Origin of the sequence: Lachnoanaerobaculum sp. MSX33, from assembly GCF_000512995.1 — a bacterium.
Classification (GTDB): domain Bacteria; phylum Bacillota; class Clostridia; order Lachnospirales; family Lachnospiraceae; genus Lachnoanaerobaculum.
In genome coordinates this window covers 1-22,503 of the sequence record NZ_AZXX01000054.1, presented here as the reverse complement: position 1 = coordinate 22,503, position 22,503 = coordinate 1, and the positions used below count along the sequence as shown (strand labels likewise).

Sequence of the window (22,503 nt, the reverse complement as noted above, 5' to 3'; positions counted from 1 at the left end):
GAGGTAAATATGGATTGTATTTTTTGTAAAATAGCCAACGGGGAGATTCCTTCAGATACAGTTTTTGAAGACGACAATTTTAAGGTGATACTTGATTTATCACCTGCAAGCAAGGGACATATGCTTATATTGCCGAAGACACATGCAAGAGATATCACGGAACTTGGTGAGGATATAGCCGGAAAGGCAATTGTTTTGGCTGCAAAACTGGGTAAGGCATCTATGGCGGCTCTTGGAGCTACAGGATTTAACACACTGGCAAATACAGGGGAGAGCGCAGGTCAGACGGTTTTCCACTGTCATATACATCTTATACCGAGATATGATGACGCTTCAAGTATTGTAAGTTGGGTACCGGGACAGTCGGATAAGGAAGTACAAAAAGAGACAGCAAAGAAAATAGCAGAGTGTATAAGATAATGGAACTTGGAATAGGTAAGAAAAATTATGTTGCGATCGGCATTATCATTGTAAATATTATATATTTCATTTTTCTTGAAACCCATGGAGGCTCGGAAAGTACCATGGTTATGCTCAAATACGGTGCGGCTTTTCCGGAGAACATTAAAAACGGTGAGCATTACAGACTTGTAACTTCCATGTTTATGCATTTCGGAATAGAACATATCGTCAATAATATGCTTATTTTGGTACTTCTTGGAGGAAAACTTGAGGATATACTGGGGCATGTGAGATTCTTCATTATATATATGCTCTCAGGTATACTTGCAAATATAGGTTCTGACTGGTTTCAGAATTATACAGGTGATGTGGCTGTAAGTGCAGGTGCTTCAGGTGCGATATTCGGTATAGTGGGAGCGCTTTTATATGCTTTACTTGTAAACAGAGGAAGAATAAAGGATTTGAGTGTACAACAGATAGCAATCTCTCTTGCACTTATGCTTTATACAGGATTCAGGACTACAGGTGTGGACAATGCTGCACATGTGGCAGGTGCCGCGGCGGGATTTATATTATGTCTGGTTTTGTATCATGGTAATAAAAAAGAAGAGTTGCAATCTGATGAATATTATGATAGAATTTTATAGCTAAATAAGCACATCAAGTGAATAGGGAAAGAGGTGCCATAGGTCCTTTTCTTAAGCTTGATGGAAGAAAAACCAAAGGAGAAAAACAATGAGTGTTATTTCAATGAAACAGTTACTTGAGGCAGGTGTTCACTTCGGACATCAGACAAGAAGATGGAACCCTAAGATGGCTCCATATATCTACACAGAGAGAAACGGTATCCATATTATCGATCTTCAGCAGAGTGTAGGTATGGTTGATACAGCATACAATGCTATGTCAGACATAGCTAAGGATGGTGGAAAGATCCTTTTCGTAGGAACAAAGAAGCAGGCACAGGATGCTATCAAGGAAGAGGCAGAGCGTTGCGGAATGTACTATGTAAACGAGAGATGGCTTGGTGGAATGCTTACAAACTTTAAGACAATCCAGTCAAGAATCAAGAGACTTCGTCAGTTGGAAGAGATGAGCGAAGACGGTACATTTGATTTACTTCCAAAGAAGGAAGTTATCCAGTTAAAGAAGGAATGGGAGAAGCTTGAGAAGAACCTCGGCGGTATCAAGGATATGAAGAACATTCCTGACGCTATATTTATTATAGATCCAAAGAAGGAGAGAATCTGTGTTCAGGAGGCTCATACTTTAGGTATTCCACTTATCGGTATCTGTGATACAAACTGTGATCCTGATGAGCTTGATTACCTTATCCCGGGAAATGATGATGCTATCCGTGCTGTAAAGCTTATCGTAGCTAAGATGGCAGATGCAGTTATCGAGGCAAATCAGGGTGAGATCCTTTCAACATCAGAAGACGTTGCCGATGATTCACTTGAGGGTGAGACATTTGCACCTGATAAGGAAGAATTGGACGACAGACAGTTCTAATTTTAAAGAGATTTGAGTTATAGACGGGTTGCAAAGAGGGTTTTTACCGCTTTGCAACTTGTCATATTTATAAATGTTTAGGAGGTTTTACAATGGCAGCAGTAACAGCAGCAATGGTAAAAGAGTTAAGAGAGATGACAGGCGCAGGAATGATGGACTGTAAGAAGGCCCTCGCTGCAACTGATGGAGATATGGATGCGGCAGTTGACTTCCTTCGTGAGAAGGGACTTGCAGGAGCACAGAAGAAGGCAGGTCGTATAGCAGCTGAAGGTATCGTAGATGTTTGTGTAAGCGATGATGCTAAGAAAGCGGTTGTACTTGAGGTTAATGCAGAGACAGACTTCGTTGCTAAGAATGAGAAGTTCAGAACTTATGTTGCAGAGGTTGCAGCACAGGCATTAAAGACAACTGCAAGCAATACAGAAGAGTTCTTGAATGAGAAGTGGGATCTTGATCCAAGCCTTACAGTAGCTGAGAAGCTCTCAAGCATGATCTCAATCATCGGCGAGAACATGTCTATCAGAAGATTTGAGAAGATAGAAGAGAATGCCGGTTGTGTAGTTTCATACATTCATGCCGGTGGAAAGATCGGTGTTCTTGTAGATGTTACAACTGATGTTGTAAACGATGAAATCAAAGAGATGGCTAAGAATGTTGCAATGCAGGTTGCAGCACTTCATCCGAAGTATACTTCAGACAAGGAAGTTGATGCAGAGTACCTTGCAAAGGAGAGAGAGATTCTCTTAGCTCAGATCAAGAACGATCCTAAGGAGGCTTCAAAGCCTGAGAAGGTTATCATGGGAATGATCGAGGGTAGAATTAAGAAGGAGCTTAAAGAGATTTGTCTTCTTGACCAGCAGTATGTTAAGGCGGCAGACGGCAAGCAGTCTGTAGCTGCTTATGTTGCAGAAGTTGCTAAGGCAAACAATGCAAACATTTCTATCAAGGGATTTGTCAGATTCGAGACAGGTGAAGGCCTTGAGAAGAAGAGCGAGAACTTTGCAGAAGAAGTTGCAAAGCAGATGTCAGGAAACTAATATAAATCAATAATATATTTAACCGGAGCCAAGATACTTTATATAATCTTGGCTTTAGTTGTACAAAAAGGAGAAAATATGGATATCACAAAAATAGTAACAGATATAATAAACAAGGCAAAGGCGGATCCTGAACTTTTATCAAACCTTGCAAAGGATCCTGAGAAGACAATAGAAGGACTTACAGGTATCGATATACCTGACGGTCAGCTTGATTCTGTTGTTGCAGGTGTAAAGACACAGATAGCTAAAGTAGGAATCTCAAGCGCTATGGACAAGATTGGAGACCTTTTTAAGAAATAATATGGACTTTTTATTTGATTTGCATACGCATACAATCGCCAGCGGTCATGCATACTCCACATTGAAAGAAAATATGGAAGAAGCGGCTGCAAAAGGACTTTTGGCATATGGCTTTTCAGATCACAGTGAGGCTGTACCTGGTTCATGCAAAAACATCTACTTTATGAATTTCAAAGTAATTCCGAGAAGGTTTAAGGATGTCTTGATTTTGAGAGGAGTGGAGGCAAATATAATAGATTTTAAGGGCAATCTGGATATAGATAATAATGTTCTTGGAAGACTTGATTATGTTATAGCCAGTCTACATACCATTTGCATAAATCCGGGAACCTTACAGGAGAATATGGATGCATACTTCGGTGCAATGTCAAATCGCTTTGTAAAGATTATAGGACATCCGGATGACGGAAGATACCCGATAGATCATGATGAGCTTGCAAAAGAGGCAAAGAAAAGAGGAATAGTTCTGGAGCTTAACAATTCATCTCTAAATCCAAGTTCGGCCAGACAAAACGGAAGAGAAAATGCCATAAAGATGCTTGAAGCCGCAAGAAAGTACGGTACAAATGTCATATGCAATACGGACAGTCATTATGCCGATTCGGTAGGTGATTTCAGAAATTGCGATATATTATTGAGAGAAATGGATTTCCCACAGGAACTTATATTAAATAACAGTATGGAAAAACTGAAATTGGTTTTAAACAAGAGTATTGACGAAATGTAAATGCTGTTTTGAGGTAATTATGGAAGAAAATATACAAAAGAAATCACAGGGAATCACAGATATGACCTGTGGAAAACCTTTAAAACTTATATTGGCATTTGCTATACCCATGCTTATAGGAACATTATTCCAGCAGTTCTACAGTATGGTGGATGCGGTAATGGTAGGTAAGTATCTGGGTGTTAATTCATTGGCAGCTGTGGGTTCCACAGGTGCCATCTTTTTCATGGTAAACGGCTTTGTTATTGGAAATACGGCAGGGTTTTCCATACCTATAGCACAAAAATTCGGTGCAAAAGACTATAGTGAGATGAGAAGATTCACTATGAATGCGGTATATATGGGAATATTTTTCTCCGTAGTTCTTACTGCAATAGTCTGTCTGCTTACAAGGTTAATACTTGTAGTTACAAATACACCCGCAGAAATTCTGGACGAAGCCTATATATATATTATTGTTATATTTGCAGGCATTCCTGTAATGTATCTTTATAATTTGACGGCAAGTATTATAAGAGCATTGGGAGATTCAAGGACTCCGCTGTATTTTCTTATAGTGGCGGCATTGCTTAATATAGTGCTGGATATTGTATCAATACAGTTTATGGGACTTGGAGTGGCAGGACCTGCCTATGCAACAGTTATATCACAGCTGGTATCGGGAATACTATGTGTGATATTTATGGTTAAAAGGTTTCATATATTAAAGCTTAAATCGGGAGAGGGCAGAGTATCCTCAAGGCATATAAAGATATTATTGTCCATGGGCATCCCTATGGGATTGCAGTATTCAATCACCGCCATAGGCTCTGTAATATTGCAGGCTGCAGTAAACGGACTGGGAGCTGTGGTTGTAGCCGCGGTAACGGCAGGCAGTAAGATAAGCAGCTTCTGTGTGGCTGTAACAGATGCTCTTGGGGCGACCATGGCTACTTATTGCGGACAAAATGTAGGTGCCGGAAAGCTTGAAAGAGTAAAGGAAGGTGTAAGAGTAGCTACAATAATAGGAATAATATATTCTGCAATAGTATTTGTTTTAATGATATTTATCGGTGGAGAATTGCCCAAGTTTTTCATTGATGCAACAAAGACGGATGTAATAGAAAGGGCAAGGATATTCCTCTTGTGGAATTCAGGATTTTATTTTGCACTTATCTTTGTTAATGTATGGAGAAACTCCATTCAAGGTATGGGATTTCCTATGTTTGCCATATTGTCGGGAGTATGTGAGATGTTTGCCAGAGGCTTTATAGGTTTTGTGGCAGTTCCACATCTTGGTTTTGTGGCGGCATGTATGGCATCACCTCTGGCATGGATAGTTGCGGATATGTTTCTTATACCCGGATTTTTATATTGCATAAATGTATTAAGAGAAGTATTTAGAGAAAAAGAGATAAGAGAAAAATTTCATTATGAATAAATATAATAAAAAGATAGGAATATTGTACATACTTGGAGCTGCATTCGGTTTTTCCCTGATGGGACTCTTTGTGCGAATGGCGGGAGAACTGCCCACATTTGAAAAGGTGTTTTTCAGAAATCTGATTGCAGCCTTTGTAGCATTCTTTATGCTTATAAAAAGCGGTTATAAGTGGGAAAATATAGGAAGAAAAAATTGGATTTTATTATTTATCAGGTCAACCTGTGGATTTATCGGTGTTATCTGTAACTTCTATGCAATTGACCATATGAATATAGCAGATGCCTCTATATTGAATAAACTTAGTCCTTTTTTTGCAATACTGATAAGTTTTATAATTTTACAAGAAAAACCGGTTATGATGGATATTCTAACTACGGTAGTAGCATTTATAGGCGCGATATTTGTAGTAAAGCCAAGTGCAAATTTTGCATTTGTAGTAGCTATGATAGGAGTCATGGGCGGACTTATGGCGGGCATTGCATATGCTTTGGTGAGAAAGATGACCGGTAGCGGTGTGAAGGGAATGTTCATAGTATTTTCATTCTCGGTTTTTTCAAGCATATGCTGTATACCGCTTATGGCTATAGATTTTATCATCCCAAGCTTTATACAGTTTATAATGCTTATGGGTTCGGGATTTTCCGCAATGGTGGGACAGATTTGCATTACAAAAGCCTATACATATGCTCCGGCAAAGGAAATATCGGTATATGACTATACACAGGTTATATATTCGGCACTTTTAGGATTTGTATTTGTAGGTCAGATACCGGACAGATTAAGCTTTATAGGATATACAATTATTATATCTATGGCGGTACTGAAGTGGATTTACAATAATAAAGAGAATTAGAGATTTATATTACACTAAGATATTTTTAATTATTTAAATAAAACTGTTGAAATATAAAGCTAAAAAAATGCGACTTGAGTTTTATTTACCCTTGTCGCGTTTATGATTTATTTTGTAAGCTCTTTAGAAAAAACATCCTTTATAAATGAGGCATCTTTGTCCGTCAAAGCTTCGATTACAGATTTTATAGATTCCAGGGCTTCTTTTTTTCCATGAGCATGTATTACTTCAATAGCAGAAGCACGTGCCAAACTGTTTGCATTAGGATCCTTAATAATTTCTATCATTGCAGCTATTATTTTATCCTTATTGTAGTACGGATTTTGTGCTTTCCATTCTTCAAAACCCGTATCAGATATTCCACTCAAATAATTAAGCACTGTAAATTCAGGTATATTTTCATTTCTTGATGTCTTTTCAATATATTCAACAGTCGCATTATAAGCAGTTTCATTATGACCGTTCATATAAGTAGGATTAAGCCACATGTCTATAAGAGCTTTTCCACAGATACCATGAAGCTCGTATTTACTGTCATCAAGAAGTATTGTTTTTAAATACTCCGTGATTTTTGTATTATCTCTAAACACTCCGCTTTTTTCACATGCGGTTCTCATAACTTCTTTATTCTCGTCCTGCATAAGTTCAAAAACCAGATCTTGCGCTCCTTCTATGTCCTTATTAGAACCGATGCATAACCAATAGGCTGCTCTTTCTCTTACTCCGGGATTCTCATTTTTAGCCATATCAAGAAGGAACTTTGCAATTTCGGGATCCTCTCCGGCTTTATATGCTACTACACTTACAGCTCTTCTAAGTACATATGGCTCTGTTTCTGTCTTTAGGATTTCTTTCACCAAGTCTATGTTTTCCTCTTTTGCTCCGTTAAATTCATCCATCAGCTCACATGCAATACCCCTAAGTTGAGGATATTCACTTTTTATCAAGGTTTTTAGTACATTTTGGCTTGCAATATACTTAACATTCTTATCATCCAACAATGAAAATGCCTGCTGTGTAACGCTTCCGTCTTCAAGATTTAAATCTTCAGTAATGGGGACATATCTGTAAGTTGATACCAACTCTAAAAATTCTTCATCTGTAAGTTCATTCTTACCGATTAAGTTTTTTGTCAGATCATCTACCGTCAAACTCTTATAGTCAATATCCCTTGTGTTTTTTGGGGATTCCAATTCTTTATTTTCTTCTGCTACAGAGGAAGTTGAATCATCGGCACTTATCTTTGTCTCATCAGTTGAACTTTTACAGGCTGTAATACCTACAGAGGCTGTAACGGTAAGTGCAATTATAATGTGCAGCAAGTATTTATTTTTTCTCATAACATTTTTCCTTTCGTACACAAGAAAATTATATGATGTCCGGTAAAAGTAAATTTATCCGGTTAGAGTTCATATAATTAATAATCAGTTTGATACACTTAATATATACTATAATAATAAAGTATAGGCAATAACTTCGTATGAAATATATAAAAAAATGGTTATCACTTTATGAATCTGCTTCTATAAGTGATAGCCATTTTTTAGTTTACTTAAATATTTTAGTTTACTCCAATATATTTCCAAGCTTTTGGGGTTCTATCTTATTCTTTTTTGCATACCCTGTAAGTATAAGCGTCAGAGCACCGTCACCTGTTACATTACAAGCTGTACCAAATGAATCTTGTAGGGCAAAAATGGTAAGCATGAGAGCGGTTCCTGTCTCGTCAAACATAAGAACTCCGGTTATAAGACCGAGTGAAGCCATTACTGTACCTCCCGGAACTCCCGGTGCACCTATTGCAAATACACCAAGGAGAAGGCAGAATAAAATCATCTTTGCAGGAGAAGGGAATTCTCCGTAAAGCATTTTTGAAACTACCATAACAAAGAATGTCTCAGTCATAACAGAGCCGCAAAGGTGGATATTTGCAAACAGCGGAATACCGAAATTTACCATATCTTCACGAAGAGGCGGTTCCGATTTCTTGGCACATTCCAGAGCAACTGAAAGTGTAGCGGCACTTGACATGGTACCTACCGCAGTCATGTATGCAGGTCCGTAGTTTCTTATTATATCCAAAGGATTTGCACCTGCATAAGCACCTGCGATAAGATAAAGAAGTGCCAACCATATATAGTGACCTATCATTACCATAATGATAATAACAAGGAACACAGGCAATTGTTTTGTTATACTTCCCTCATATGCGAGAGTTGCAAAAGTAGTACCGATAAGAACAGGAAGAACAGGAATAACAAATCTTGTTACTATGCTGAGTACAACCTTTTGGAATTCCTCCAAAACACCGGTAATAAGTTCGCTTCTGTTCCATGCTGCAGCCAATCCAACCATTACAGAGAAGAAAAGAGCACTCATAACAGGCATTATAGCCGGTATGGAAAGCTGGAATACAAGCTGAGGTAATTCCTTAAGACCTTCAACTTCAGGTGCCAGACTCATATGAGGAAGGATCAAAAATCCTGAGGCTGTAGCAAAGAATGCCGCACCGATTGAAGAAACATAGGCTATTATAAGAGCAACTATAAGTATTCTTGACGCATTGCTGCCAAGTCTTGTAATTGAAGGGGCAATAAAACCTATAATAATAAGCGGAATACAAAATCCTATAAATTGCCCTACAATATACTTAACAGTCACAATTATATTAAGCAGTGCTACAGAAACGGCACCTGTATCATTTTTGTTGAGGAAAAGCCCTACAGCAATACCTATTACAAGTGCAAGCAACAGCCTGAAAGGCAGACTGTTTAAAATACTATTCTTTTTCATATCAAAATCCTCCTAAAGATTTAATGGTTTTCCACCATAAGTTTTATAATCTCATTGTTTGTTTCTCTCATTCCGTCCTTGCCTATCTTTGAAATTCCCTTGATAGTCTCTTCAATATTGTTCATTACAATACCGTCACCGCCATGGAAAGCCTGGCCGTCTCTATACATGCTAAGTCCCATAATAGCCGCATCCACTGAAGAGGCTATCTTGGCCGCACATGATGCCTTTGCTCCGTCACACATAATACCCGATACTATAGCCAAAGTATTTACAACGGTGTGTTCCACAGCTTCAAGACTGCCTTCCGTAAGATAGGCAATTCCTGCACCTGCACCTGCTCCTGCACTTACAGCACCGCAGTAGGCTGACAGTGTACCTATGCCATGTTTTTGATGTATGGAAGTAAGATTTGAAAGTGCAAGTGCACGATAAAGCTTTTCCTTTGATGCTTTTAATTCTTTGGCATACTCGATAACAGGAATTGAACAGGTGATACCTTGATTACCGCTTCCGGAGTTTATAATAACAGGAAGCTCACAACCGTTCATTCTGGCATCCGAGCCTGCGGCGGCTTTTGCTTTTGCCCTTACCTTTATATCATTGCCATAGGTATCAAGCAGCACAGAACCTATATTCGCACCGTAATTTCCCAAAAGGCCTTCTTCAGATATCGAAGTATTATAATATATCTGTCTGTCAAGAGTTTCTTTCACGTCCGAAATATCCAGTGAGTTTATAAAATCCCAGATATCATCCATATTGAGCAGATCTTTATCCGCACTCGTGGATGTAGCGTTATTTTCTATTTCAGCTTTAAAAATTATATCATTATTCTTTTCAATAAGCACTATATTTGTATGTTGATTTGTAATACGAATCTTTACATACTCATCATCAGTAAAAAGTGTAATAATAAGATCAAATACATAGCCGATATCAAGAGGAATTACATCAATTTCTATATTATCCATAAAATTTGCAATTTCACATTTTTTGTTGTCATCCACATCTGAAATAACTTCAAGTTTTCTATCGGCATCGCCTGCAACTATACCGGCCGCCACCGCAGCAGGTATTCCTTTCAGATGTCCGGTATTTGGAACAATCACACTCTTTACATTTTTGATTATACTTCCGCTGGTCTCCACAAGCACTTTTTTAGGCAATTTGCCAAGCACTTCCCTTGCCTTTGCAGCCGCATAAGCCAGCGCTATGGGTTCCGTACATCCCATAGCCGGTACAAGCTCTTCCTTTAATATTCGGACATAAGTCCTGTACCTGATATCATCCTTTTTCATTAAACTAAACACACCCCCAAACAGCTTGTTTTATTAAATATTATTATGGTAAATATTATGTATATATAGTATAGTAGGTCTATGTGTAAATTGTAAATCTTAAAAAATTAAATATATAATTCAAAAAAAATAAATATAATTAGTTAAATATATTTAATATGCTGTGGGACTACAAAAACATTTACCAACCATATAAAGGGGAAGTTATGGAAAATTTTTTAGATTTAAAGAAGCTGAATACCTTCGTGAAAATAGCGGAATCGGGGAGTTTTTACAAAGCCTCAATGATGCTTGGGTATTCACCGGCAGCTGTATCGATACAGATACAACAACTCGAGGTTGACCTTGGGATGAGACTTTTTGACAGACTCGGTAAGCAGGTGCGACTTACAGATCACGGAAAACAGTTTTATCCATATGCCGAGAAGATACTTATGCTCAATGAAGAGGCAAAAGAGTCACTAATAAGAACGGATGATATGCTGACAGGCGAACTTCGAATAGGAACAATAGATTCCATTTGCGACACATTATTTCCACAGGTTTTGGCAGAGTTTTATGAGAAGAATCCGAATGTTTCGGTAGAAGTAAAGGTGTGTACTCCGTCAGAGCTGTTTGAGGGAATAAAACATAATAATATAGATATAATGCTGTTACTTGATAAACCGAGCGTTTCAAAGGATTTCGTTGCGGATGTACAGATGGAGACCGAGGTGGTATTTTGTGCTTCAAAAAATCATCCGTTGGCATGCAAAAATGAAATAGAGCTTTCAGAGGTCCTAAATTATCCCTGTATACTTACGGAGAAAAATGCAAGCTACAGATATATTTTTGAGAGTAAACTCTCGGAGCTTGGTCTTAGCATAAAACCAAGTATTGAATCACAGAATACAAATCTGATTATCAAACTTTTGTGCAACAATATGGGTTATTCTTTGTTACCCAGATTTTTGATAGAGCCGAAACTTAGAGATAACACATTGGCTGTATTGCCTATAAAGGATTTTCATATAAAGGTGAATTATCAGGTACTGCATAAGAAAGATAAGTTTGTGAACAGACAAATGGAAAGCTTTATAAATATGTTGGAAAAGCAGGCAGGAATACTGCAGGTAAGCAATCCGTAAAACTGATTTATAATATATCAGAGCCATAAAACAGTCCAAAATATTCCGAACAAATGTTCTTTTTACTGTACTTTTATATTCTCACATGCTATAATTTTTCCAGGTTGGCAATGCCGACAGAATAGAAAGGTTAAAAATAATGGAATTTAAATTACATTCAGAGTTTTTGCCTACAGGAGATCAGCCTCAAGCAATAGAGGCGCTGGTAAAAGGATTTAAAGAAGGAAACCAGTTTCAAACCTTGCTCGGTGCGACCGGTTCCGGTAAGACATTTACCATGGCAAATGTTATTCAGAAATTGCAAAAACCTACACTTATAATAGCACATAATAAGACTCTGGCCGCTCAGCTCTATGGAGAGTTCAAAGAATTCTTTCCTGAAAATGCGGTAGAATACTTTGTTTCTTATTACGATTATTATCAGCCTGAGGCATATGTGCCTTCCACAGACACATATATTGAAAAAGACTCTGCAATAAATGACGAGATAGATAAACTCAGACACTCCGCCACAGCATCACTTTCAGAAAGAAAAGATGTGATAATAGTGGCCTCGGTGTCATGCATATACGGACTTGGTAGCCCGATAGACTATCAGGAGATGGTAGTATCATTAAGACCGGGAATGGAAAGAGACAGAGATGATGTCATAAGAAAGCTGATAGATATGCAGTATGACAGAAACGATATGGACTTTCATCGTGGTACTTTTCGTGTGCGTGGAGATGTGCTTGAAGTATTTCCGGCGGCATCCACATCCACAGCATTAAGATTTGAGTTCTTCGGTGATGAAGTGGACAGAATACTTGAGATAGATACACTGACAGGAAATATCTTGGCCGAACTTTCACATGCGGTCATCTTTCCGGCATCTCACTATGTGGTGGCACCTGAAAAGATGATGATTGCCACACAAAATATTCTGGAAGAGTGTGAAGAGAGAGTAAAGTTCTTCAAATCGGAGGATAAGCTTATAGAAGCTCAAAGAATAGATGAACGAACTCATTTTGATGTGGAGATGATGAGAGAGACCGGATTTTGCTCAGGGATAGAAAACTACTCAAGACATCTTACAGGTTCGGCACCGGGAGAACCTCCCTATACATTGATAGATTATTTTAAAGATGAATTTCTTATAATCGTAGACGAGTCCCATATTACCATTCCGCAGGTTAGAGGAATGTATGCAGGTGACAGATCAAGAAAGACCACTTTGGTAAACTACGGTTTCAGACTGCCTTCGGCACTTGATAACAGACCTCTGGAATTTTCGGAGTTTGAATCAAAGATAGATCAAATGCTTTTTGTATCCGCTACACCAAGTGTATATGAAAAAGAGCATGAAATGTTTAGAACGGAGCAGATCATAAGACCTACAGGACTTTTGGATCCGCCTATAAGTGTAAGACCTGTAGAAGGTCAGATAGATGATTTGATTTCCGAAGTAAACAAAGAAATAGAAAAAAAGAACAAGATACTTATCACCACTCTCACAAAGAGAATGGCGGAGGATCTTACCGAATATATGAAGGAAGTCGGTATCAGAGTAAGATACCTGCATTCGGATATTGATACATTAGAGAGAGCGGAGATTATCAGGGACATGAGACTTGATAAATTTGACGTACTTGTAGGTATCAATCTTTTGCGTGAGGGACTTGATATACCTGAGATTACCCTGGTGGCGATACTTGATGCGGATAAAGAAGGTTTCCTTAGAAGTGAGACCTCACTTATTCAGACCATAGGAAGAGCCGCAAGAAATGCGGACGGACATGTAATAATGTATGCCGACAATATGACGGATTCCATGAAGGCTGCAATAGATGAGACCTACAGAAGAAGAGGCATACAGGAAGCCTACAATAAAGAGCATGGTATCACACCTACCACAATAAAGAAGGCGGTAAGGGATCTGATAGCGATATCAAAGGCTGCCGAGAGTGTATCAACTATTGATAAGGATGTGGAATCCATGGATAAAGCGGAGATAAACAAGCTTATAAAAGAGCTTGAAAAGAAAATGTTTAGAGCCGCTGCGGAGCTGGATTTTGAAAATGCGGCACTATTGCGAGATAAGATAAGTGAGCTCAGAGCAAACTTATAAAAATAATAAATTGGAGAAGAGGAAGTGGCAGACAAAAAAAATGTGTCAAAAAGCCTGGAAAGAGTGGTGGCGGAGACAGCCATGCTTGCAGGTGAGACTATGCTCATAGCCGGAGCGGAGATCAGCAGAGTGGAAGATACGATGAACAGGATACTCGACTATTCAAAATGTGAATCACATACTGCATTTGTTCTGGCAACAGGTATTACCTTGACTTTGGACAGTGATGAAGGACTTATTACGATGTCAAAAAGAGTACCTGAAAGAACTACAAATATCAACAGAATATATCTGATAAACAATGTATCAAGAGCCTTGAGTGCAGGGAAAATGGATATATATGAGGCGTATTCCGAAATAAAAAAGATAAAGGATGTAAGACAGTTTACAGGTATTTTATACGGACTTTCCTTTGTAGGAGTGGCACTTTTTTTCACCATGATGCTTGGCGGAGATTTTACCGACTGCATGGTGGCCGGAGTTGCGGGACTTGCAATGGCAATTACACAGTGGGCACTGGTTCCTTTCGGATTCAACTCATTTTTCCTGAATATGATTTCCACACTGTCCATGGCTTTGACAGCGGTGGGATTTCAAAGATTTGTATTTGCAAATATGAATATCGATCTTGTCATAATAGGCGGAATAATGCCGATAGTACCCGGAGTTATTTTTACCACAGCGATGAGAGATACTCTAAACGGTGATTATACCGCAGGTGTCAGTAGAATGCTTGAGACAGGTGTTGTGGCCTTTGCTGTTGCCGTAGGCGTGGCACTGGCATATGTGATTTTGTGAGGCGGATATGTTGTTTAAGATAATTGGTGCATTTATTGCAGTGGTGGCTTTTTGTATCATGATAGAGCTGCCGAAAAAATACATGGTACAGGCAGGAATGACCGGAATGGTTGGCTGGGCCGTATATCTTTTGATGGATATGGTTGCACACAGAGTGGAAATAGCGGCACTCGTTTCAGCACTTTGTATTGCAACAATGTCACATATACTTGCCAGAGTTTTAAAAGCACCGGTAAGTAATTTCCTTATACCGGGAATACTGCCGATAGTGCCCGGAGGCTCAATATACAGATGTGCTTATGCCTTTATAAGGGAGTCGTCATATCTGAGTACCTATATGAACGAAGCATTGAAAATTGCGGGGTCCATAGCCCTTGCCATATTCTTTGTGGATTCGGTATTTAAGTTGCATTTACCGAAAAGATTTAAAAAATCAAAACAGACATAAAACCGGATAGCAACTTTATCAATAAAAAGAGCAAGAATACAATTGACAAGGTAAGAGTAGAATCTTAATGTAATAGATAGTAGAATAAACTTTTAATTTATGGAGACGTGTATGTATTATATTGGTGTTGATTTGGGTACTTCGGCCCTAAAGCTTGTGATGATTAACAGTAAAGGTGAACTTGTAAAATCCGTATCAAAGGAGTATCCTCTATACTTCCCACATTCAGGATGGAGCGAGCAAAAGCCCGAAGACTGGTTTATAGCGGTAAAAGAAGGATTAAAGGAAATTTGTGAAGGTGCAAAAGAGAAGATAGCAGGTATCAGTTTCGGAGGACAGATGCATGGACTTGTTATTCTTGATAAGGATGACAATGTGCTAAGGCCTGCAATACTCTGGAATGACGGCAGAAGTACTGAGGAAACAGACTATTTAAACAATGTTATCGGAAAGGAAAAACTTTCCAAACTTACGGCAAATATTGCATTTGCAGGATTTACCGCACCTAAGATACTTTGGGTAAAGAATAATGAGCCTGAGATTTTTGCAAAAATTTCAAAAATAATGCTTCCGAAGGATTATATCAGCTATATGCTTAGCGGAAGCTTTGCTACAGATTATTCGGATGCTTCGGGTATGCTGCTTTTGGATGTAAAAAACAAAAAATGGTCATCCGAAATGATTGAAATATGCGGTATTTCAGAAAATATGCTTCCAAAACTTTTTGAGAGCTTTGAGGTGGTAGGAGATATAAAACCTGAGCTTGCAAAAGAACTCGGACTGAATGAGGATATAAAGATAATCGCAGGAGCAGGAGATAATGCGGCTGCGGCTATAGGTACCGCTACGGTGGGTGAAGGTGCATGCAATATTTCTTTGGGAACTTCCGGAACCATATTTATATCCAGCCAAAACTTCGGAGTGGATAAGTACAATGCCCTACATTCCTTCGATCACTCGGACGGAAAGTATCATCTTATGGGATGTATGCTCAGTGCGGCTTCATGTAATAAATGGTGGATGGAAGATATATTAAAGACAAAGGATTTTTCAAAAGAGCAGGAAAATATAGATAATCTTGGAGAAAATAAGGTGTTCTTTTTGCCATATCTTATGGGTGAGCGTTCACCTCACAACGATCCTGCGGCAAGGGGTACATTTATCGGAATGAGTATGGATACAAGAAGAGAAGATATGACACTTGCAATACTTGAGGGTGTTACTTTTGCTCTTAGAGATTCACTTGAGGTGGCAAGAAGCCTGGGTATAGAGATAAAGAAAACCATGATATGCGGCGGAGGTGCAAAGAGTGCACTTTGGAAAAAGCTGGTGGCTAATATCATGAATGTGGAAGTGGAAGTACCTGTCAGTGAAGAAGGTCCGGGATTTGGAGCGGCCATACTTGCGGCGGTAGGCTGCAATGAATACGAAAGTGTTGAAGCTGCTACAAAGTCCATAATAAAAATAAAAGAAAGAATACAACCGGAACCGGAACTCGTAGCAAAATACGAGGAAAGATACCAAAAGTTTAGAAAGATATATCCGGCACTTAAGGGTATATTTAAAGAGATTTTATAAGGAAGGAAATTTATGTTACAGATAGGAACAAAAGCACCGGAGTTTTCACTTCCGGATGAGAACGGAACAGTCAGAAACCTTTCAGATTATGAAGGTAAGAAAATTATATTATACTTTTATCCGAAGGATAATACTCCGGGTTGTACAAGCCAGGCCTGTGGATTTGGAGAACTCTATCCGCAGTTTATGGAAAAAGGAGTGGAAGTAATAGGCATCAGTAAAGACAGTGTTGCATCACATAAGAAGTTTAAAGATAAATATTCACTGCCGTTTACACTGCTTTCAAATCCCGAGCTTGATGTGATACAGGCCTATGATGTATGGCATGAGAAAAAACTCTATGGAAAAGTATCTATGGGAGTGGTAAGAACCACATATCTTATAGACGAAAAGGGAGTTATCATAGAGGCTATGGATAAGGTAAAAGCCGCCAAGAATCCGGCTGAGATGTTGGAGATTTTGGGATGAAAACAGTAGTATCACCTGCCAAGACAATGATAGAAAATACAGACTGTTATATCGGAAGCAGTGTACCTACATATATTGATAAGAGCAAGATCCTTTTAGAAGAGATAAGACAAAGATCCTATGAGGAATTAAAAGAGATCTGGAAATGCAATGAAAAGATTGCAAAAGAAAATTTTGACAGATTTAAAAATATGAATTTGCAGGGGAGTCTTACCCCTGCAATATTTTCTTATCAAGGTATACAGTATCAGTATATGGCGGTAAATGTAATGGAAGCCACCGCAATAGAGTATATAAAGGAGAATTTGTATATACTTTCGGGATTTTTCGGAATACTTAGAGCATTTGACGGAGTAAGCCCGTATAGACTTGAGATGCAGGCAAAGATGGAGATAGGAAAGCACAAAAATCTGTACGAGTTTTGGGGCGATAAAATATATAAGAAGCTTTTTGAAACCGGAGAGGTGGTAATAAATCTGGCCTCAAAAGAATATTCAAAAAATATTGAGAGCTATCTGGAGGATAAAGACAAATTTATCACATGTGTGTTTGCCGAGAAAAAAGACGGAAAAGTAGTACAAAAAGCCACCTTGGCAAAGATGGCAAGAGGTGAGATGGTAAACTTTATTGCATCCGGAAATATCCAAAATGAAGATGAAATAAAAAAGTTTGACAGACTCGGGTTCAAGTTTGACAAAGAGCTTTCAAATGAGAAAAAATATGTATTTATATTAGAGTAATTTCGGAAGGTTATTATGTATATTTCAAAACCCTATAAGGGAAGACCTGTTGATATTGAAAAAAGACAGGACAAAGAAAAAAGATGTTATGATTTTTTGGACGGATTGGGAGTGGAATACGAGGTGGTTGACCATGATGAAGCTTCAGATATGGAAAAATGCAAGGAGATAGAGGGTGCACTGGGAGTTAAAATCTGCAAGAATATAGTTCTTTGCAACAGACAGGAGACAAGATTTTTCCTGTTTATGATGCCTGGAGATAAGAAGTATGTTACAAAAGATATCTCAAAGAAACTTGATATGTCCAGACTGTCATTTGCAAAAGAGAATTATCTGAAAGAATTTTTGGATGTAACTCCGGGTTCCGTAAGCGTACTCGGACTTTTAAACGATAAAAACAACAGAGTTGACCTTGTTATAGACAAAGATGTAATACAGGCTGATTTTATCAGATGTCATCCATGTGAGAATACCTCAACACTGAAGATAAGTACTGAAGATTTTTTGAATAAAATAATACCTGCATTGGGAAAAGAAGCTAAAATAATAGATAATTGAAAATGAATAATAAAAAAAGGATATTTGCGGCAATAGACTTAAAATCCTTCTATGCCTCGGTAGAGTGCAGAGAAAGAAAATTGGATCCCTTGGATATAAATCTGGTAGTGGCTGATGAGAGCAGAACCTCAAAGACTATCTGCCTTGCGGTAAGTCCTGCACTTAAGACCTTTGGAATACCCGGAAGGCCGAGACTTTTTGAAGTAATAAAAAGACTGCAGGAAGTAAATAACAGAAGAGAAAAACTTGTAGGAAAGGCTGAAGGAAAGTCATATTCTCTTGAAGAACTCAAAAAAAATGTAAAGCTGGAAGTTGATTTGGTGGTGGCTGTACCGAGAATGAAAAAATATATGGAGTACAGCGCAAGAATAATCAGTGTATATCTAAAGTATGTCTCACCTGAGGATATCTATGTATATTCGGTGGATGAAGTCTTTATAGATATTACGGGATATGCAGGCGATGATGCAACAGGTTTTGTGGAAAAAATGGTAAAAGATGTCCTTGATACCACAGGAATAACGGCAAGTGCCGGTATAGGAGAAAATATGTACCTGGCAAAAATAGCTATGGATATCATGGCAAAAAGAGCCGAGCCTAATGAGCATGGAGCAAGAATAGGAGAGCTGAGTGTCAAATCCTACAGAGAAAAGCTTTGGAGTCATACACCTATTACCGATTTTTGGAGAATAGGAAGAGGTTACAGCAAGAACCTTGCAAAGTACGGAATGTATACAATGGGAGATATTGCAAGGGAGAGCTTAAAAAAGAATCGTGCCAATGAGGGGATGAATCTTTTATATAAGCTGTTTGGAAAAAATGCAAGCTTTTTGATAGAACATGCCTGGGGAATTGACAATACGGATATCAAAGATATAAAAGCATATACTCCGGAGAAAAAAAGCATAAGCGAAGGTCAGGTATTGCTCAGAGCGTACAGCTATGAAGAGGTAAGAACGATTGTTATAGAGATGGCGGAAAGACTCTCATTTTCATTGCTGGAAAAAGATACCGCCACAAGGCAGATAACTTTAAGTATAGGATACGATATAGACAGCCTGGCAGATCCGAAAACAGCAAAAATATACACCGGGAATATTACAAAAGACTTTTACGGAAGGATCGTACCTGAGGGTGCGCACGGCTCGATAAATCTTTTATCATATACCAATTCCACAAAAGAAATCTGCAAGAAAAGTGAGGAGCTCTTTGAGAAACTTGCAAATCCCATATTGCTGTTTAGAAGGATAACGATAGTTGCAAGTGAGATAAGTCATAAAAACAGCGCAGGCTGTACGGGAAATCTCTTGGAAGCAAACAGCATTTCTAAAGAAAAAGAAAGCAGCAGAATGAAAGCCGTACTTAAAGTAAAAAGAAAGTTCGGAAATAATGCCATATTTAAAGGGCTTAATCTCAAGGAAGAGGGAACTGCACTTGACAGAAACAGACAAATAGGCGGACATAGGGAATAAAGTAGAAATACATTGAAAAATATCGAAAATGATATATACTATAGATAACAGTTTATTACTTCAGTTCGTAAAAATCAAATAAGGAGACATCTTATGAGAAAATTTAAGACGATTTTTGTGACAATGCTACTTGCGGTATTTCTGCTTAGCGGATGTTTTAGTTCAGACAAAGCCGAATATATCGAGCCGGATGCTCTGACAAAAACATCATGGATTTCATATGATGACGGATCATATTGGGTGTTCAATGAGTACCACAGCTTTTTCTGGTATCAGGAGAAGGGGATTACCGATGACAATTATTATGGCGGAACATATAAATTGTACAGAGGTGAGAAGGCAATGGATTTTATAGAAAAGAAGCTTTCCTCCTATGGTGTGACCAAGGCCGAGCTGATGGAAGTTATAAACAGATCGGACGAATATACAGTAGAAGATTTTATATGTATTTATACAAAGAATACGACATTTATGTTAGAGGGTAAGGAACAGATATCTAAGCCGAATATGATACCGTACATGGGATTTCTTTTGGAAGATGAAACGATACTGGATATTGCAAATATGAAGACCGGATCTTACTACGGATTTATTAAAGAAGAATAGAAAATTTATACAGCCCACGCATTTATGTTACTGATAAGTTAAAGTATTACTTTGTCAGGATATAATTGTGTGGACTTTTTTTATATAAAATCAAGCATGAAAAGATAAGAATGTTATGTTATTCGAGTAAATATGAGGAGTAGATTTATGTTAAGTAAATATAAGAAAATACTTATTTGCATACCCATAATAACCGTTGTTTTATTTGTATTATATACTGTAAATAAAATAGCCTTTTTCCATGATCCGGAGTTTGAAAGGGCGGTAAGAGATACTTTAATATCATCTAGGGTGTCAATGGTAGATAGAAGAGAAAAGGCATTAGGTGGAATAATTTGGAAAAGAGATCTTGAGAGGGTTCAGTCGTTATCAATAAACTTTAGAGAATATAAAGTAAAAAATATTGAAGATATAAAGTATTTTAAGAACACTAAAACTGTATGGTTTAGCTACATAAGTGCGTATGATGGAGATAATAGTATTTATGAGGAGGAGCATGTGCTTGATAATATATATTTAATAAAAAAATTTAAATATTTAAAGGATTTACATTTATATCATTTGAAGATAAATGAAGACATTGAGGCTATGTTTCCTGATACAAAAGTTTTTATCGAGTAGAGGTTAAAAAATCAAATGTTGAAAAAAAGAAGACTAAGCCAAAACGAAGAGGCAATAAGGGGTATTTTACTGATAATAGTTTTTATAGTGGGACTTGTATTCCTTAGAGATATACTGGTAAAAAGGGGAGTAAGCATTACTATGTTAACAGAGTTAGACTATATAAATGCAGCAGAATATTACATGCAGAAAAAATATGGGGAGGAGTTTGAAGGAGAATATGTATATGAAGGTAGCGTATATGTACACCCAAAGTCAAAACCGGAGTGGCATGCAGTAGTAGAAGTTTATAGTGAAAATGGATTAACTTACTTTAGCGATAATTATGTAGGATATCTAAAGAAAGCTGAACTTGAGAAGTATATATGTGAGTTGGTCAAACCTATATATGGAGAGTGTAAAGTTTACACACATCCATATGGTTTTGCATTGGATGACAGCTTTAATAAAGATACAGATATAATGACGTATGTAAGTAATAGTGACTATACTACATATATATTTACAGATAAAAAGGCTGAAAATATAGAAAAAGATTTTAGAAAAGCATGTGAAATATTTGTAGATAAAGATTTGCAGACCAACAGATTACTGGTTACATATATCACAAAAGAAGACTTAGATAAGTTTGAAGAAGACGTAAAAGATTATACATTTAATACATTAAAGTTTTATTATAGAATTTCAAGCTTTTATGATAAGGCATACAAGACAGGTTTTGATGATGAGATAGATATATTGGAAGGAGACAAGGATTATGGCAAGTGACCAGACCTACAGATGAAGAATTACAGGAAAAGACAAATACCGGAAAAGAGTAAGTATATTAGAGGTAGGATTAAAAGAACAGTGGATATTACATCGGAGGAGTGAATTTATGCTAAGGAAATATAAGAAGATAATTTGCGCAACAGTAATTATTATTATCGTATTTGCATTATATACTGTAAATAAAATAGCTTTTTTTCATGACCCGGAGTTTGAAAGATTGGTAAGAGAAACCAAGGTTAATTACTGGATGTATACTACAGATGAAGATAAAAGACATAAGCCACTAGAAGGTATTATTTGGAAGAGCAATCTTGAATGTGTAGGAAAAATATATATAAACTTCCGAGAATATCATATAAGAGACATAAGCGACTTGATATATTTTAAGAATGTTGAATCAATACATTTGGCTTATTCAAGTGCATATGACGGAGATAAGAGTATATATGATGACGAGCATGTACTTGATAATTTATACAAGATAAAAGATTTAAAATACTTGGATGACTTGCAATTATATCACTTAAAGTTAGATGATGAGGATATAGAAAATATAAAGAAAATGTTTCCTAATGCGAGGGTAATTATAGAATAAATATATACGGATTTACATTTATATCATTTGAAGATAAATGAAGACATTGAAGCTATGTTTTCTGATGCAGAAGTTTTTATCGAGTAGAGGTTAAAAAATCAAATATCACTACCTATGTAGAAACTTCTGCATAGGTAGCAAGAGTTAACTTTTCTCCAGAATGTTGATTGCTTTTTTTAGTACATCAAGAGCATTCTGAGCATCACGAAGCTCACGTTTGAGGCGAGCTATTTCTTTTGCATCATCAGATTGATAGTTACCTA

The 22,503-nt window shown here is 37.5% G+C and carries 24 protein-coding genes; 21 read left to right on the top strand and 3 right to left on the bottom strand.

What is annotated here, in order from left to right; genetic code table 11:
* Window positions 1-9: 9 nt before the first annotated feature.
* From HMPREF1495_RS04810 to HMPREF1495_RS04775, 8 genes are all read left to right on the top strand, one after another.
* The gene (locus HMPREF1495_RS04810) at window positions 10-420 is read left to right on the top strand and encodes an HIT family protein (protein WP_034212532.1); all 411 of its coding nucleotides are present in this window, start codon (window positions 10-12) and stop codon (window positions 418-420) included.
* Window positions 420-1,049, top strand: coding sequence for a rhomboid family intramembrane serine protease (locus HMPREF1495_RS04805; protein WP_198013545.1), 630 nt, complete (start codon window positions 420-422; stop codon window positions 1,047-1,049). Before HMPREF1495_RS04810 ends, HMPREF1495_RS04805 begins: the two co-directional genes overlap by 1 nt.
* An 88-nt stretch (window positions 1,050-1,137) precedes the next feature.
* The gene (rpsB, locus tag HMPREF1495_RS04800) at window positions 1,138-1,914 is read left to right on the top strand and encodes a 30S ribosomal protein S2 (RefSeq protein WP_007595680.1); all 777 of its coding nucleotides are present in this window, start codon (window positions 1,138-1,140) and stop codon (window positions 1,912-1,914) included.
* A 92-nt stretch (window positions 1,915-2,006) separates the two neighbouring features.
* Window positions 2,007-2,951 (top strand): translation elongation factor Ts, encoded by a 945-nt coding sequence (tsf, locus tag HMPREF1495_RS04795; RefSeq protein ID WP_034212531.1) that lies wholly within the window; start codon window positions 2,007-2,009, stop codon window positions 2,949-2,951.
* A 78-nt stretch (window positions 2,952-3,029) separates the two neighbouring features.
* On the top strand, window positions 3,030-3,254 hold the full coding sequence (locus tag HMPREF1495_RS04790) for a hypothetical protein (RefSeq protein WP_007595683.1): 225 nt from the start codon (window positions 3,030-3,032) through the stop codon (window positions 3,252-3,254).
* Between the two features lies 1 nt (window position 3,255).
* Window positions 3,256-3,981: a phosphatase gene (locus HMPREF1495_RS04785; RefSeq protein WP_034212530.1), complete on the top strand. Its 726-nt coding sequence runs from the start codon at window positions 3,256-3,258 to the stop codon at window positions 3,979-3,981.
* Between the two features lie 19 nt (window positions 3,982-4,000).
* Complete coding sequence (locus HMPREF1495_RS04780; protein WP_034212529.1) at window positions 4,001-5,401, top strand: MATE family efflux transporter; 1,401 nt, start codon at window positions 4,001-4,003, stop codon at window positions 5,399-5,401.
* Window positions 5,394-6,257 carry a DMT family transporter gene (locus HMPREF1495_RS04775; protein WP_034212527.1) on the top strand — a complete coding sequence of 288 codons (864 nt, stop codon included), beginning with the start codon at window positions 5,394-5,396 and terminating at the stop codon, window positions 6,255-6,257. The genes HMPREF1495_RS04780 and HMPREF1495_RS04775 overlap by 8 nt, the downstream gene beginning before the upstream one ends.
* 107 nt (window positions 6,258-6,364) lie before the next feature.
* Here the strand turns inward: HMPREF1495_RS04775 and HMPREF1495_RS04770 are convergent, their stop codons facing one another.
* From HMPREF1495_RS04770 to HMPREF1495_RS04760, 3 genes are all read right to left on the bottom strand, one after another.
* Window positions 6,365-7,597 carry a HEAT repeat domain-containing protein gene (locus tag HMPREF1495_RS04770; protein ID WP_034212525.1) on the bottom strand — a complete coding sequence of 411 codons (1,233 nt, stop codon included), beginning with the start codon at window positions 7,595-7,597 and terminating at the stop codon, window positions 6,365-6,367.
* Between the two features lie 226 nt (window positions 7,598-7,823).
* Entirely contained in the window at window positions 7,824-9,050 is a 1,227-nt protein-coding gene (locus tag HMPREF1495_RS04765) for a dicarboxylate/amino acid:cation symporter (RefSeq protein ID WP_034212523.1), read from the bottom strand.
* 20 nt (window positions 9,051-9,070) lie between these two features.
* Window positions 9,071-10,351 carry an L-cysteine desulfidase family protein gene (locus tag HMPREF1495_RS04760; protein ID WP_034212521.1) on the bottom strand — a complete coding sequence of 427 codons (1,281 nt, stop codon included), beginning with the start codon at window positions 10,349-10,351 and terminating at the stop codon, window positions 9,071-9,073.
* A 206-nt stretch (window positions 10,352-10,557) separates the two neighbouring features.
* Between HMPREF1495_RS04760 and HMPREF1495_RS04755 the strand changes: the two genes are divergently transcribed.
* From HMPREF1495_RS04755 to HMPREF1495_RS04695, 13 genes are all read left to right on the top strand, one after another.
* Window positions 10,558-11,478, top strand: a complete 921-nt coding sequence (locus tag HMPREF1495_RS04755; RefSeq protein ID WP_034212519.1) for a LysR family transcriptional regulator — start codon at window positions 10,558-10,560, stop codon at window positions 11,476-11,478.
* 139 nt (window positions 11,479-11,617) lie between these two features.
* Complete coding sequence (uvrB, locus tag HMPREF1495_RS04750; RefSeq protein WP_034212517.1) at window positions 11,618-13,585, top strand: excinuclease ABC subunit UvrB; 1,968 nt, start codon at window positions 11,618-11,620, stop codon at window positions 13,583-13,585.
* A 24-nt stretch (window positions 13,586-13,609) separates the two neighbouring features.
* Entirely contained in the window at window positions 13,610-14,383 is a 774-nt protein-coding gene (locus HMPREF1495_RS04745; RefSeq protein WP_034212515.1) for a threonine/serine ThrE exporter family protein, read from the top strand.
* Window positions 14,384-14,390: 7 nt separating this feature from the next.
* A complete protein-coding gene (locus tag HMPREF1495_RS04740; protein WP_007595707.1) occupies window positions 14,391-14,831 on the top strand; it encodes a threonine/serine exporter family protein in 441 nt (146 codons plus the stop codon).
* 111 nt (window positions 14,832-14,942) lie between these two features.
* Window positions 14,943-16,409: a xylulokinase gene (xylB, locus tag HMPREF1495_RS04735; RefSeq protein WP_034212513.1), complete on the top strand. Its 1,467-nt coding sequence runs from the start codon at window positions 14,943-14,945 to the stop codon at window positions 16,407-16,409.
* A 12-nt stretch (window positions 16,410-16,421) separates the two neighbouring features.
* Window positions 16,422-16,877 carry a thioredoxin-dependent thiol peroxidase gene (bcp, locus tag HMPREF1495_RS04730; protein ID WP_034212511.1) on the top strand — a complete coding sequence of 152 codons (456 nt, stop codon included), beginning with the start codon at window positions 16,422-16,424 and terminating at the stop codon, window positions 16,875-16,877.
* Entirely contained in the window at window positions 16,874-17,617 is a 744-nt protein-coding gene (gene yaaA / locus HMPREF1495_RS04725; RefSeq protein WP_034212509.1) for a peroxide stress protein YaaA, read from the top strand. The genes bcp and yaaA overlap by 4 nt, the downstream gene beginning before the upstream one ends.
* A 15-nt stretch (window positions 17,618-17,632) precedes the next feature.
* The gene (locus HMPREF1495_RS04720; RefSeq protein ID WP_034212508.1) at window positions 17,633-18,175 is read left to right on the top strand and encodes a prolyl-tRNA synthetase associated domain-containing protein; all 543 of its coding nucleotides are present in this window, start codon (window positions 17,633-17,635) and stop codon (window positions 18,173-18,175) included.
* Window positions 18,176-18,177: 2 nt separating this feature from the next.
* Window positions 18,178-19,647: a Y-family DNA polymerase gene (locus HMPREF1495_RS04715; RefSeq protein WP_034212507.1), complete on the top strand. Its 1,470-nt coding sequence runs from the start codon at window positions 18,178-18,180 to the stop codon at window positions 19,645-19,647.
* Window positions 19,648-19,740: 93 nt separating this feature from the next.
* On the top strand, window positions 19,741-20,253 hold the full coding sequence (locus tag HMPREF1495_RS04710; RefSeq protein ID WP_034212506.1) for a hypothetical protein: 513 nt from the start codon (window positions 19,741-19,743) through the stop codon (window positions 20,251-20,253).
* A 147-nt stretch (window positions 20,254-20,400) separates the two neighbouring features.
* Window positions 20,401-20,874: a hypothetical protein gene (locus HMPREF1495_RS04705; RefSeq protein ID WP_034212505.1), complete on the top strand. Its 474-nt coding sequence runs from the start codon at window positions 20,401-20,403 to the stop codon at window positions 20,872-20,874.
* A gap of 18 nt (window positions 20,875-20,892) precedes the next feature.
* Entirely contained in the window at window positions 20,893-21,642 is a 750-nt protein-coding gene (locus tag HMPREF1495_RS04700; protein WP_034212567.1) for a hypothetical protein, read from the top strand.
* A gap of 109 nt (window positions 21,643-21,751) precedes the next feature.
* On the top strand, window positions 21,752-22,240 hold the full coding sequence (locus HMPREF1495_RS04695) for a hypothetical protein (protein ID WP_034212504.1): 489 nt from the start codon (window positions 21,752-21,754) through the stop codon (window positions 22,238-22,240).
* Window positions 22,241-22,503: the final 263 nt, after the last annotated feature.

Coding starts and splice junctions, on each gene's coding strand:
- HMPREF1495_RS04715 (WP_034212507.1), top strand. CDS start 18,178: ATGAATAATAAAAAAAGGATATTTGCGGCAATAGACTTAAAATCCTTC.
- HMPREF1495_RS04780 (WP_034212529.1), top strand. CDS start 4,001: ATGGAAGAAAATATACAAAAGAAATCACAGGGAATCACAGATATGACC.
- HMPREF1495_RS04770 (WP_034212525.1), bottom strand. CDS start 7,597: ATGAGAAAAAATAAATACTTGCTGCACATTATAATTGCACTTACCGTT.
- HMPREF1495_RS04705 (WP_034212505.1), top strand. CDS start 20,401: ATGTTAAGTAAATATAAGAAAATACTTATTTGCATACCCATAATAACC.
- HMPREF1495_RS04785 (WP_034212530.1), top strand. CDS start 3,256: ATGGACTTTTTATTTGATTTGCATACGCATACAATCGCCAGCGGTCAT.
- HMPREF1495_RS04695 (WP_034212504.1), top strand. CDS start 21,752: ATGCTAAGGAAATATAAGAAGATAATTTGCGCAACAGTAATTATTATT.
- uvrB (WP_034212517.1), top strand. CDS start 11,618: ATGGAATTTAAATTACATTCAGAGTTTTTGCCTACAGGAGATCAGCCT.
- yaaA (WP_034212509.1), top strand. CDS start 16,874: ATGAAAACAGTAGTATCACCTGCCAAGACAATGATAGAAAATACAGAC.
- HMPREF1495_RS04790 (WP_007595683.1), top strand. CDS start 3,030: ATGGATATCACAAAAATAGTAACAGATATAATAAACAAGGCAAAGGCG.
- rpsB (WP_007595680.1), top strand. CDS start 1,138: ATGAGTGTTATTTCAATGAAACAGTTACTTGAGGCAGGTGTTCACTTC.
- xylB (WP_034212513.1), top strand. CDS start 14,943: ATGTATTATATTGGTGTTGATTTGGGTACTTCGGCCCTAAAGCTTGTG.
- HMPREF1495_RS04805 (WP_198013545.1), top strand. CDS start 420: ATGGAACTTGGAATAGGTAAGAAAAATTATGTTGCGATCGGCATTATC.
- HMPREF1495_RS04775 (WP_034212527.1), top strand. CDS start 5,394: ATGAATAAATATAATAAAAAGATAGGAATATTGTACATACTTGGAGCT.
- HMPREF1495_RS04810 (WP_034212532.1), top strand. CDS start 10: ATGGATTGTATTTTTTGTAAAATAGCCAACGGGGAGATTCCTTCAGAT.
- HMPREF1495_RS04755 (WP_034212519.1), top strand. CDS start 10,558: ATGGAAAATTTTTTAGATTTAAAGAAGCTGAATACCTTCGTGAAAATA.
- HMPREF1495_RS04765 (WP_034212523.1), bottom strand. CDS start 9,050: ATGAAAAAGAATAGTATTTTAAACAGTCTGCCTTTCAGGCTGTTGCTT.
- HMPREF1495_RS04720 (WP_034212508.1), top strand. CDS start 17,633: ATGTATATTTCAAAACCCTATAAGGGAAGACCTGTTGATATTGAAAAA.
- tsf (WP_034212531.1), top strand. CDS start 2,007: ATGGCAGCAGTAACAGCAGCAATGGTAAAAGAGTTAAGAGAGATGACA.
- HMPREF1495_RS04760 (WP_034212521.1), bottom strand. CDS start 10,351: ATGAAAAAGGATGATATCAGGTACAGGACTTATGTCCGAATATTAAAG.
- bcp (WP_034212511.1), top strand. CDS start 16,422: ATGTTACAGATAGGAACAAAAGCACCGGAGTTTTCACTTCCGGATGAG.
- HMPREF1495_RS04740 (WP_007595707.1), top strand. CDS start 14,391: ATGTTGTTTAAGATAATTGGTGCATTTATTGCAGTGGTGGCTTTTTGT.
- HMPREF1495_RS04710 (WP_034212506.1), top strand. CDS start 19,741: ATGAGAAAATTTAAGACGATTTTTGTGACAATGCTACTTGCGGTATTT.